General features: G+C 71.7%; 11 protein-coding genes. 8 read left to right on the top strand and 3 right to left on the bottom strand.

Translation table 11 applies throughout. The features are described from left to right. Positions 1 to 25 precede the first annotated feature (25 nt). Positions 26 to 940, top strand: a complete 915-nt coding sequence (locus ACZ6CV_RS28940; protein ID WP_469253698.1) for a LysR family transcriptional regulator — start codon at positions 26 to 28, stop codon at positions 938 to 940. A 158-nt stretch (positions 941 to 1,098) separates the two neighbouring features. Here ACZ6CV_RS28940 and ACZ6CV_RS28945 read toward each other — a convergent pair whose 3' ends face one another. Both ACZ6CV_RS28945 and ACZ6CV_RS28950 read right to left on the bottom strand, forming a co-directional pair. Beyond that, positions 1,099 to 1,887, bottom strand: a complete 789-nt coding sequence (locus ACZ6CV_RS28945) for an SDR family oxidoreductase (protein WP_469253699.1) — start codon at positions 1,885 to 1,887, stop codon at positions 1,099 to 1,101. A gap of 124 nt (positions 1,888 to 2,011) precedes the next feature. Further along, entirely contained in the window at positions 2,012 to 3,340 is a 1,329-nt protein-coding gene (locus ACZ6CV_RS28950; RefSeq protein WP_469253701.1) for an ROK family protein, read from the bottom strand. Positions 3,341 to 3,511: 171 nt separating this feature from the next. On the opposite strand from ACZ6CV_RS28950, the gene ACZ6CV_RS28955 reads away from it, so the two are divergent. The 6 genes from ACZ6CV_RS28955 to ACZ6CV_RS28980 all read left to right on the top strand — a co-directional run bounded on the left by ACZ6CV_RS28955 (position 3,512) and on the right by ACZ6CV_RS28980 (position 9,340). After that, a complete protein-coding gene (locus ACZ6CV_RS28955; RefSeq protein WP_469253702.1) occupies positions 3,512 to 4,831 on the top strand; it encodes an ABC transporter substrate-binding protein in 1,320 nt (439 codons plus the stop codon). A gap of 10 nt (positions 4,832 to 4,841) precedes the next feature. Beyond that, positions 4,842 to 5,837, top strand: coding sequence for a carbohydrate ABC transporter permease (locus ACZ6CV_RS28960; RefSeq protein WP_469253704.1), 996 nt, complete (start codon positions 4,842 to 4,844; stop codon positions 5,835 to 5,837). Continuing rightward, entirely contained in the window at positions 5,830 to 6,687 is an 858-nt protein-coding gene (locus ACZ6CV_RS28965; protein WP_469253705.1) for a carbohydrate ABC transporter permease, read from the top strand. The genes ACZ6CV_RS28960 and ACZ6CV_RS28965 overlap by 8 nt, the downstream gene beginning before the upstream one ends. Positions 6,688 to 6,707: 20 nt before the next feature. Further along, positions 6,708 to 8,096, top strand: coding sequence for a GH1 family beta-glucosidase (locus ACZ6CV_RS28970; protein WP_469253707.1), 1,389 nt, complete (start codon positions 6,708 to 6,710; stop codon positions 8,094 to 8,096). 246 nt (positions 8,097 to 8,342) lie between these two features. Next, positions 8,343 to 8,888 carry a hypothetical protein gene (locus tag ACZ6CV_RS28975; protein ID WP_469253709.1) on the top strand — a complete coding sequence of 182 codons (546 nt, stop codon included), beginning with the start codon at positions 8,343 to 8,345 and terminating at the stop codon, positions 8,886 to 8,888. Then, on the top strand, positions 8,885 to 9,340 hold the full coding sequence (locus ACZ6CV_RS28980; protein ID WP_469253711.1) for a hypothetical protein: 456 nt from the start codon (positions 8,885 to 8,887) through the stop codon (positions 9,338 to 9,340). Before ACZ6CV_RS28975 ends, ACZ6CV_RS28980 begins: the two co-directional genes overlap by 4 nt. Before the next feature lie 33 nt (positions 9,341 to 9,373). Here the strand turns inward: ACZ6CV_RS28980 and ACZ6CV_RS28985 are convergent, their stop codons facing one another. Then, on the bottom strand, positions 9,374 to 9,985 hold the full coding sequence (locus ACZ6CV_RS28985; protein ID WP_469253712.1) for a TetR/AcrR family transcriptional regulator: 612 nt from the start codon (positions 9,983 to 9,985) through the stop codon (positions 9,374 to 9,376). 108 nt (positions 9,986 to 10,093) lie between these two features. Between ACZ6CV_RS28985 and ACZ6CV_RS28990 the strand changes: the two genes are divergently transcribed. After that, positions 10,094 to 11,596, top strand: coding sequence for a cytochrome P450 (locus ACZ6CV_RS28990; protein ID WP_469253714.1), 1,503 nt, complete (start codon positions 10,094 to 10,096; stop codon positions 11,594 to 11,596). Positions 11,597 to 11,631 lie beyond the last annotated feature (35 nt).

Genomic DNA, 11,631 nt, shown 5'->3' on the forward strand with positions numbered 1-11,631 from the left:
TGCGTCGAGAGGGGCGGGCAGCCCGATGAGCCTTCGTCAGTACGAGTACGCGCTGGCCGTCGCCGAGGCGGGCTCCGTGACGGCCGCGGCCGAGCTGCTGCACGTCGCCCAGCCGTCGATGTCCCAGCAGATCCGCGGCCTGGAGCGGGAGCTCGGTGTGCAGCTGTTCGCCCGCACGCCGACGGGCCTCGTGCCCACCGTGGTCGGCCGGGCGTTCCTGCGCGAGGCGCAGGTCGCGGTGAGCGCGTCGCGCCGGGCGCGGGCCACGGCGCGGGCCGGGGCCGACGAGCTCACGGGCGAGCTGACGGTCGCGGTGCAGATGGGCTTCGGCACGCGACAGCTGCCGGGCGCGCTCGCGGCGCTGCGGCGCCGCTATCCGCGGCTGGAGGTCACCGTCTTCGAGGAGCAGAGCTCCGCCGAGCTGGACCGGCTGTGCGGCAAGGGTGTGCTGGACCTGGCCCTGATGGCCGCCTGTGAGCGCACCCCCGCCGACGCCCACCGCCTGGGCGAGGAGGAGTTCGTGGTGGTGCTGGGTGACGGGCACGCGCAGCTCGCCGCGGACCGGGTCGAGCTGCGCGACCTGGGCGGTGAGCCTTGGGTGAGGTTCGACCGCGACAGCGCGCTCGACGGCGTCCTGCTCAGCGTGTTGCGGGACAACGATCTGGCCCCGGTCACGGCCGCCCGTGTCTCCCAGACGGCCACCGCCGTGCGCTGGGCGGCTCACGGGCTCGGGGTGACGTTGGTCCCGGCCTCCGCGGTGCCGCAGGGGTACGAGCACCTGGTGCGTCCGGCGGCGCCGGCCGTGTTCCAGCCCGTCATCGCCGTACTGCGGCAGGAGGCGGGCCCGGCGGAGACGGCGCTGCTCGAACTCCTCCGTGCGGAGAACTGGTCCGAGTCCCGCTCCCCGTCCGCTCCGGTTTCCTTGTCATCGGTGTCCTGAGGGTCGAAAGGCGGGCGGGCGTCGCCGAGTTCTTCGCTCGTCCCCTGAATTCCGATTCGCCATGGCCGCATCCAAATAGGGATTCGTTCCTGAGGACAAAAAATCCAGAGGGATGCCGGCGACGCCCATCGCCCTCTCCCCGTCACCCCTGGAGGAATTCACCCCCGGGGGAATTCACCCCCGTCCACCACGAGATTGCTCGCCGTCAGCCAGCTCGCCCGGTCGGACACCAGGAACAGCACCGCCTGGGCGATGTCCTCGGGCAGTCCGTCGCGTCCCAGCGGCGTGCTGTCGTCGGCGTTGGTCATGGCCGGGCCCCCGCCCGTGCGCGCGGACACCTCCGCCCACTGCCCCCGCGTCTCCTCGCCGCCGGGCGTGGCGGTCCTGCCCGGAGACACCGTGTTGACCCGGATGCCGAACGGGGCCAGCTCCAGGGCCAGTCCCTTGCTGTAGTTCTCCAGGGCCGCCTTCGCCGCCGTGTAGTGCAGGAACGGTCCCAGCGGGGTGAGGACCGCGGCCGAGGACACGTGGATGATCGCCCCGGACCGCCGCTCCCGCATCCCCGGCGCGAGCAGGGCGTCCAGGCGCACCGCCGCCAAATAGTTCAGGTCCAGTGCGCCCTGCCACTCCTCGTCCGGGATGGTCACGGAGCCCTCGTACGGCCGTGCTCCGCCGGCGTTGTGCACGACGATGTCGATGCCGCCGAGCTTCTCCTCCGCGGCCGAGACGAGCGCCTCCACGCCGCTCCGCGTCCCTACGTCGGCCTTCACAAAGCCGGCCCCCTGCGGCAGCGTGCTCGTCTCCGACCTGGCGGTCGTGAGCACCTCGGCGCCGGCGTCGAGGAGATGACGTACCACGGCGGCGCCGATTCCGCGAGTGCCGCCCGTGACCAAGGCCCGCTTTCCCGCGAGTTCCTGCGTACGCTCAACGCTTTCCATTGTGGTCATGCCACCGGCCCTCTCAATTCCGTATGTGTTCCCGCTGCGATGTATTGACGGTACGTCCGGGAAACAGGGCGGGACAAAGACGTAAATTCAGCAGGGGGTATAGGGAGGGCCTATGGCAGAGGACTCAGCGCGCTCCCCGCCCCTCCAGCACCGCCTGCCAGTCCGGCACCCCGGCCACCGAGGACTCCGTCCGGGCCAGAACCGTGCGCCGGCGGCCACCCCGGGCGAAGAAGTCGGCCAGCGGAAGCGTCGCCGCACCCACGGTGACCGCGTCCGGGCCGAGTTGGCCCAGTGCGACGGTGGCGCGGGCAGCGGGGTGGCGCAGGGAGTACGCGTCGGCGTACCGCCTGATCGCGGGGAGCAGGTGCGGGCCCAGCTGGAGGCCCGCCCAGCCGCCGACGAGGACACGTTCGGGCCCGAAGAGGTTGACGAGGTCGGAGATGCCCGCGCCGAGGTATTCGGCGGTCTCGTCGAGGACGGCCGTCGCGACCGGGTCCGGCGCGGTGCCGTCCTGCGGGTGGGCCGCCGCCAGCAGAGCGCTCACGCCCGTCTCCTCGTCCGCGCCCGCCGGCACCCTGCCGCCCTCTTCCCGCCACCGCGCGAGGAGCGCCTCGGCTCCCGCGTACGCCTCCAGGCAGCCCCGCGCCCCGCAGCGGCAGCGGCGGCCGCGGACGCTGACCGTCAAGTGGCCCCACTCGGCGGGCCCGCCGCGCGCGCCACCGTGGATCACGCCGCCGGTGACGACGCAGGCGCCGACGCCGGAACCGATCAGCACGATCGCCGCGTCGTGTGCCCCGCGCCCGCCGCCGAACCACATCTCGGCCTGGCCGAGGGCACGGGCGCCGTTGTCGACGAAGTAGGCGGTGTCGGCGGGGAGTTCGATCGTCTCGCGCAGCATGCGTTCCAGCGGGACGGCGTCCCAGCCGATGGTCTGCCCGTGTACCACGGTGCCGCCCGCGTCGTCGCGGTCGACGATGCCGGGCACGCCGACGCCCACACCGATCAGGGAGCCGTAGGGGGCGTCCGGTTCGATGCCCGCCTCCGCCGCGACCTGCGCGACACCCTCGCCGATGTGCCGGACGATGGTCGCCACGTCGTAGCCGGATTCCGTCAACGGGTGTTCGGTGCGGGCCAGTTCGGTGAGGGCCAGGTCGAACGCCTCCACGCGGACCCGGGTCTCCCCGACGTCCACGCCGATGAGGCGTCCGCTGGACGGCGCGACGCGGAGCAGGGTGCGCGGGCGTCCGCCGTCGGACTCGACGCTGCCCGCCTCCTCCAGGATGCCGTCCGCGGTGAGTTCGGCGACGACGTTGCTCACAGAACCCGAACTGAGTCCGGTCGCGGGTCCGAGCGCCTGACGGCTCATCGGGCCGTCGAAATACAACCGTTGCAGTACCGAGGCGCGGTTGCCCACGCGCAGGTCGCGCACCGTTCTGCTGCTCCGCTCGGCCATGTGGCTCCTCTCCGCTCGGCAACATACCCGTGCGCCACCTCTTGACGCGACTATCTCTCAGGTTTTAACTCACGTCCTAAATTAAGTCGTGAATCCGTTCGGACGCCGAACTCGGCGCTCTCTCATGCCCGTTCATTCCCTGTCATCCACCACGAAAGGGACGGATCCGCCATGCGCAGACTCCGAGCCGTGGCAGCCCTTGCCACCGTGACCGCTCTCACCGGTGCCGCCCTCACGGCCTGCGGCGGCGGAACCAGCGGCGGCGAGGGCAGTAACGCCTCGCCCAAGACCCTCACGTACTGGGCCTCCAACCAAGGTCCGAGCGTCACCGCGGACAAGAAGATCCTCACCCCCGAGCTGAAGAAGTTCGAGGAGGAGACGGGGATCAAGGTGAAGCTGGAGGTGGTCCCCTGGTCCGATCTGCTCAACCGGATCCTGGCGGCGACCACGTCGGGCCAGGGCCCCGACGTCCTCAACATCGGCAACACCTGGTCGTCCTCGCTCCAGGCCAGCGGCGCGCTGCTGCCCTGGGACGCCGAGAACTTCAAGGCGATCGGCGGCCGGGACCGCTTCGTCGACGCCGCGCTCGGCTCGACCGGCGCCGCGGGCAAGGACCCGGCGGCGGTGCCGCTGTACTCCCTGTCGTACGCCCTCTACTACAACAAGGCGATGTTCAAGGAGGCGGGCATCAGCAAGCCGCCGGCCACCTGGAACGAGCTGGTCACCGCCGGCAAGAAGCTCTCCAAGGGCGGCAAGTGGGCGCTGGGGGCCGAGGGTTCGAACCTGGTGAACAACATCCACCAGGCCTTCGCCCTCGGCAAGCAGCACGGCGCCGACTTCTTCGACGCGCAGGGCAAGCCGACGTTCACCTCGCACGGGGCGGTGGCCGCGGTGAAGCAGTACGTCGACTTCATGGCCAAGGACAAGATCATCGCGCCGGGCAACGCCGAGTACGCGCAGAACCAGTCGCTGCGGGACTTCGCCAAGGGCAAGACGGCGATGGTGCTCTGGCAGGCCGCGGCGACCACCTTCGCGGCGCAGGGCATGAAGCCCGACGAGTGGGGTGTCGCCCCGGTCCCGGTGGCGTCCGGCAAGCCCGGCGCGGACCGGCAGGTCAACTCGATGGTCGCGGGCATCAACATGGCCGTCTTCAAGAACACCGACAACCTCGACGGCGCCCGCAAGTTCGTGAAGTTCATGACGAGCGACGCCGAACAGGCCCTGCTCAACAAGGCGTACGGATCGATCCCGCCGGTCAAGACCGCGCAGCAGGACGCCGCCTTCGACCGGGCCGACACGGCCGTGCTGCGCGACACCCTGCGCAAGAGCGCGGCGCCGCTGCCGCAGGTGCCCAACGAGTCGCAGTTCGAGACGACGGTGGGCACCGCCATCAAGGCGCTGTTCGCCGACGCGGCGGCCGGCAGGCCGGTCACCACGGCCTCCGTGACGGCCGAACTGACCAAGGCCCAGCAGCAGATGCCGAAGAGCTGAGAGCGGCTCCATGACCACGCTCACCACTCCCCCGACGGCCGAGGAGGGCGCCGCGCCGCCCCCCGGCCGACGCCCGAAGCGCCTGCGGCTGCCCGACCGGCTGCGCCGCGTATCGCTCCCCTACCTCCTGCTGCTCCCCGCGCTGCTCCTCGAACTCGTCGTCCATCTCGTGCCGATGGGCGTCGGCATCGTGATGAGCTTCAAGGAGCTCACCCAGTTCTTCATCCGCGACTGGGGCTCCGCGCCGTGGAGCGGCCTGGACAACTACGAGATGGCGGTGGACTTCGACGCCCCGGTCGGCGAGGCGCTGCTGCACTCGTTCTTCGTCACCGTGGCGTTCACCGTCCTGTCCGTGGGGCTGTGCTGGCTGCTCGGCACGGCGGCGGCCGTCTTCATGCAGGAGAACTTCCGCGGCCGCGGCCTGCTGCGGGCCATCTTCCTCACGCCGTACGCCCTGCCGGTGTACGCCGCCGTCATCACCTGGTCGTTCATGTTCCAGCGTGACACCGGGCTGATCAACCACGTCGTGCACGACCAGTTGGGGCTCACCGACAGCCCGCCGTTCTGGCTGATCGGCGACAACAGCTTCGTCGCCCTGCTGACCGTCTCGGTGTGGAAGGGCTGGCCGTTCGCCTTCCTGATCGTCATGGCGGGGCTGCAGAACATCCCCAGGGAGCTGTACGAGGCAGCGTCGATCGACGGCGCCGGGATATGGCAGCAGGTGCGGCGCATCACGCTGCCGTCGCTGCGGCCGGTGAACCAGGTGCTCGTCCTGGTGCTGTTCCTGTGGACGTTCAACGACTTCAACACGCCGTACGTGCTGTTCGGCAAGTCGGCGCCCGAGGCGGCGGACCTCATCTCCATCCACATCTACCAGTCGTCGTTCGTCACCTGGAACTTCGGTACGGGCTCCGCCATGTCGGTCCTGCTGCTGCTCTTCCTGCTCGTGGTGACGGCCGGCTATCTGCTGGTCACCTCGCGGGGAAGGAAGACCGCCGATGTCTAGCCGCTCACCGATGGCCGCGCCCCGTTCGTTTGTGTGGTCACGGCGGATCTTCCTGACTCTCCTGACCGGCTTCGTCCTGCTGCCCGTGTACGTGATGGTGAGCAGCTCCCTGAAGCCGCTGGAGGACGTGTCGGGGTCGTTCCGCTGGATGCCCAGCGGGTTCACCGTGCGGCCGTACCTCGACATCTGGAAGACGGTGCCGCTGGCGGACTACTTCGTGAACTCGCTGATCGTGGCGGGCGCGGCGACGCTGTGCTCGGTGGTCGTCGCGGTGTTCGCGGCGTACGCCGTCAGCCGGTACCGCTTCCGCGGCAAGCGGGTGTTCACGGTGACCGTCCTGTCGACGCAGATGTTCCCCGGCATCCTCTTCCTGCTGCCGTTGTTCCTCATCTACGTCAACGTCGGCGACGCCACCGGCATCGCCCTGTTCGGCTCGCGGGCCGGACTCATCCTCACCTACCTCACGTTCTCCCTGCCGTTCTCCATCTGGATGCTGATCGGCTACTTCGACTCGGTGCCGCGGGAGTTGGACGAGGCGGCGCTGGTCGACGGCTGCGGGCCGCTGGGCGCGCTGTTCCGCGTCGTGGTGCCCGCCGCGATCCCCGGCATCGTCGCCGTCGCTGTCTACGCCTTCATGACCGCCTGGGGAGAAGTGCTCTTCGCTTCCGTCATGACCAACGAGACCACGCGCACGCTCGCCGTGGGCCTGCAGGGCTACGCCACCCAGAACGACGTGTACTGGAACCAGGTCATGGCCGCCTCGCTCGTCGTGAGCGTCCCCGTCGTCGCCGGCTTCCTGCTGCTGCAGCGCTACCTCGTCGCCGGACTCACCGCAGGAGCCGTCAAGTGACCCTCCCCGAAAGGAATTCCGTGACCGACCCCTCCGCCCTCACCGAGCCCTCGTCCCTGGACCTCTCCGCGCTGCCGCAGGACTTCGCGTGGGGCGTGGCCACCTCGGCGTACCAGATCGAGGGGGCCGTCGACGAGGACGGCAGGGCGCCCTCGATCTGGGACACCTTCTCCCGTGTGCCCGGCGCCGTCGACGGCGGTGACACCGGCGACGTGGCCTGCGACCACTACCACCGCTGGCCCGAGGACATCGCGCTGATGCGGGAGCTGGGCGTCGACGCCTACCGCTTCTCGCTCGCCTGGCCGCGTGTCGTGCCGGGCGGCGACGGACCGGTCAACGCGGTGGGCCTCGACTTCTACGACCGGCTCGTCGACGCCCTCCTGGCGGCGGGCATCACCCCGAGCGCGACGCTCTACCACTGGGACCTTCCGCAGGCGCTGCAGGACCGCGGGGGCTGGCCGGAGCGCGAGACCGCGGAGCACTTCGCCTCCTATGCCGCGGTGGTGGCCGAGCGGCTCGGCGACCGGGTCGGCCATTGGGCCACGCTCAACGAGCCGCTGTGCTCCGCGTGGATCGGGCACCTGGAGGGCCGCATGGCGCCGGGGCTCACCGATCTGACGGCCGCCGTGCGCGCCTCGTACCACCTGCTGCTCGGGCACGGGCTCGCCACGCAGGCGATCCGCGCGGCCGCCCCGGGCGCGCAGGTCGGCATCGTCAACAACCTCTCCCCGGTGCGGCCCGCCTCCGGCCGGCCGGAGGACATCGCCGCGGCGCGGCGCGTCGACGGGCACACCAACCGGTGGTGGCTGGACCCGCTGCACGGGCTGGGCTTCCCCGCCGACATGCGGGAGGTGTACGGCGTCGACCTGCCGGAGCGGGCGGGCGACGCGGTGACCATCGCGCAGCCCCTGGACTGGCTGGGCCTCAACTACTACTTCCCGGCCGTGGTCGCCCACGACCCGGCGGGCCCCGCGCCGTTCGCCCGCCAGGTGTACCGGCCCGAGGTGCCGCACACCGGCATGGACTGGGAGATCGACGCGGGCGGCCTGGAGAGCCTGCTGATGCGGCTGACCGAGGAGTACGGCGCACGCAGGCTGTACGTCACCGAGAACGGCTCGGCCTACCCCGACGTGGTCGGCGCCGACGGCACGGTCGACGACAAGGAGCGCACCCAGTACCTGCGCGAGCACCTGGCGGCGTGTGCCCGCGCCGCCCGCCGGGGTGCCCCGCTGGCCGGGTACTTCGCGTGGTCGCTCCTGGACAACTTCGAGTGGGCGTACGGGTACGACAAGCGCTTCGGCCTGGTCCACGTCGACTACGCGACGCAGCGCCGCACGGTGAAGTCCAGCGGCCGCCACTACGCGGACCTCGTCCGGTCCCACCGCCACCGCGCGGCCCGGGCGGCCTGAGCGGCCGGCCCACGGCGGACGCCGCCCGGCCCCCGCCTCCCGGGGCCGGGCGGCGTCCGCCGTGGCCGCACGTTCTTTGCCGAGGTCACACGGTCACCCGGACGCCCCGCTCGACACGCGCGCGGGGCCACGCCTTCCCGCCGTAACGTCCGATTCGTTCCCCCGGCCATCGTGACTCAGGCGAAGGAAGACCCCTCCCCCATGCCCTCATGTGTACCCGCTTGTGCCGGACCCCCGGCCCACCGCGTGGCCCCGCTGACCCGCTCCCTGACCCTGTTCCTCCTCGCCCTGCTCACCGCGGCGAGCGGCTTCCTCGTCGCCCCGGGACAGGCGCACGCCGCCCAGGCGCCCGCCGTGGACCGGGTGTCGACGGTCTCGGCCGTCGTCGACGAACCCTGCACCAGCAAGGACCCGGCCGTCTGCATGATCCGGGAGATGACCCCGGAACAGCGCGAGCAGGCGCGTGAGGTCCGGATCCGCTATCACGGGCTCCTCGACGAGATGGAGCGCGTGGCCGACGAGATGCGGGCCGCGGGCGCCTCGGACGAGGAGATCGCCCGCAGACTGGTCGACATGCGCAACGACGCGAAGGACATCACCCGCGCGGGCATGTCCCCCGAGGCGGTGAAGGCCCTGGAGGAGCGGAACATGAAGAAGTACGGCAACCCGCTGGGCCCGACGGCGGACCAGCAGTTCGCCCGGTACGGCAGCTGGGGCGCGGTCATCGAGGCCGCCACCCGCAGCAGCGCGGCTGTGGACCAGGAACTCGGTCTGGCGCCCCGCGGCCGATGACCCTCGTGGCGGACTACGACCGGCACGGCCGGGTGTGGGACCTGGCCCCCGTGACGGGGCTCCTCTCCCCCGCGCCCGGCGGACACTGCCACGGGTTCGTCCACCTGCCGGGGCACGACGAGCACGCGGCCACCGCCGTGTACGCGACGGGCCCCGGCGCCGGCGCGCTCTGGCTGCAGTACGGGGCGCGGCGCTGGGACTGCGCGACGGTGACCGTCCGGCAGCTCTCCCTTCCGGACGGCGACCGCCGGTTCACCGTGACCGGGCCCGACGGCGCCGCGCAGTGCGAACTCCCCTACCCCGCACCGGATCCGGGCCCCTTCGATCCGGCCTACGACTGGCTCGACGCGGTCGCCGACGACTTCTTCCTGTGGGCGGCGGACCGCCTGGCCACCGAGGCGTCCCGTCGTACGCTCCTGGACCACTTCCTGACGGGCTTCGCCCCACCGTGACGTGACCCCGGCTCCGCCCGCCGGCGCCCGCCCTCAGCGGGTGATCGCGCCGAGCAACGCCTTGGCGCACAGGTCCCGCACCTGCTCCCGGGTCAGTCCGGCGGGTTCCGCCAGCCACTCCAGGCAGACCGCCACCATGAACGCGAGCCAGCCCCGCACGGCCAGGCGCAGCGCGGGCACGTCCTGGGTGTGGTCCGCGGCGCCCGGGTCCGCGGCGAGGGCCGCGAGGATCTGCCGCTCCTGGGCGGCGAGGCCGTTGCGGTAGACCTCGCGGACCAGCGGGTCGCCCGCCGCCTCGGCCCGGTGGAAGGCGCGGAACCCCTCGGCGTGGCTCTCCACGTAGCCGAGGAACGCGTCGAGGCCCGCGGTGATCTGCTCGTCCACCGGACGGCCGGGTTCGGCCTCGGTCAGGCGCAGCATGCGCTCGCTCTCGCGGTGCACGACGGCGGCGAAGAAGTCCCTTTTGGTCGGGAAGTAGTGGTACAGGAGCCCGCGTGAGACGCCCGCGATCTCCGCGACCCGCTCGATCCACACGTCGTCGTAGGGCTTCTGCGCGAACAACCGCGCCCCGACCGAAAGCAGCTGCTCACGGCGCTCTTCGGTGCTCAGTCTGCGGCGGGTGCGCTCCTGGGGGTTCGCGGCCATGCGGGCACTTTACTTGACGCGAATTCAATAGCGGTACCAGACTGGGATCTCCTGTTGAATCCACGTACAACAGGCCCAACGGGCCCGTCGGACAAGGGAGATGGGCAGATGGCGCAGACGACGCGGTCCGCGGCGGCACCGGGTTCCGGCGGACCGGGCGGGCAGGGGGCACCCGCCGCCCCGCAGAAGGGGTTCCGCAGCGCCGAGCTGGGCTGGCCCGAGCTGCACCGGATCCCGCATCCGCCGCGCCGGGCCCCGCTGCTCGGCGACATCCTGGGCGCCGACGTCCGTACGCCCCTCCAGGACTCGATGAAGATGGCGCGTGTTCTGGGGCCCATCTTCCGGCGCAAGGCGTTCGGCAAGGAGTTCGTGTTCGTGTGGGGCGCCGAGCTCGCGGCGGACATGGCCGACGAATCGCGGTTCGCCAAGCACGTGGGCCTCGGCGTGGCCAATCTCCGGCCGGTGGCGGGCGACGGGCTCTTCACCGCGTACAACCACGAGCCCAACTGGCAGCTGGCCCACGACATCCTCGCCCCCGGGTTCAGCCGTGAGGCGATGGCCGGCTACCACCCGCTGATGCTGGACGTGGCCCGGCAGTTGACGGCGCGCTGGGACGAGCGGGAGACGGCGGGCCGGGCGGTGGACGTGCCGGGCGACATGACGAAGCTGACCCTGGAGACGATCGCCCGCACCGGTTTCGGGCACGACTTCGGCTCCTTCGAACGGTCCGCGCCGCACCCCTTCGTCTCGGCTATGGTCGGCACCCTCTCCTTCGCGCAGCGGCGCAACGTCGTGCCGCCCCTGCTGACCCCGCTGCTGCTGCGCGGCGCCGACCGGCGCAACGACGCCGACATGGCCTACCTCAACCGCACCGTGGACGCGGTGGTCGCCGCCCGCCGCGCGGCAGCCGGCGCGGGCGGCCACGGTGATCTGCTCGACCGCATGCTGGAGGTCGCCCACCCCGACACGGGCGAGCGGCTCACCCCGGAGAACATCCGCCGTCAGGTCATCACGTTCCTGGTCGCCGGGCACGAGACGACCTCGGGCGCCCTGTCGTTCGCGCTGCACTACTTGTCGCGCCACCCGCAGGTGCTCGCCCGCGCGCGGGCCGAGGTCGACGAGGTCTGGGGCGCCGAGGGCGAACCCGCGTACGAACAAGTGGCGAAACTGCGGTACGTACGCCGGGTGCTCGACGAGTCGTTGCGGCTGTGGCCGACGGCGCCGGCGTTCGCCCGCGAGGCGCGCGGGGACACCGTTCTCGGGGGCGTCCATCCGATGCGCCGAGGCGCGTGGGCGCTGGTGCTCGCGACGATGCTGCACCGGGACCCGGCGGCCTGGGGCGAGAACGCCGAGGAGTTCGACCCCGACCGGTTCGCCCCCGCGGCGGTGCGCGCCCGGCCCGCCCATGTCTTCAAGCCGTTCGGCACCGGCGCGCGCGCCTGTATCGGACGTCAGTTCGCCCTGCATGAGGCGACCTTGGTGCTCGGTCTGCTGCTGCGCCGCTACGACCTCCACGCCGATCCCGCCTACCGGCTGCGCGTCGCGGAGCGGCTCACCTTGATGCCGGACGGCCTCACGTTGCGGCTCACCCGCCGCGCCCCGGCCGCGTAGAGCGCCGTTGTCAGACCCGTGCGCGAGAGTGGTGG

It is taken from the genome of Streptomyces sp. NPDC041713 (assembly GCF_055591085.1).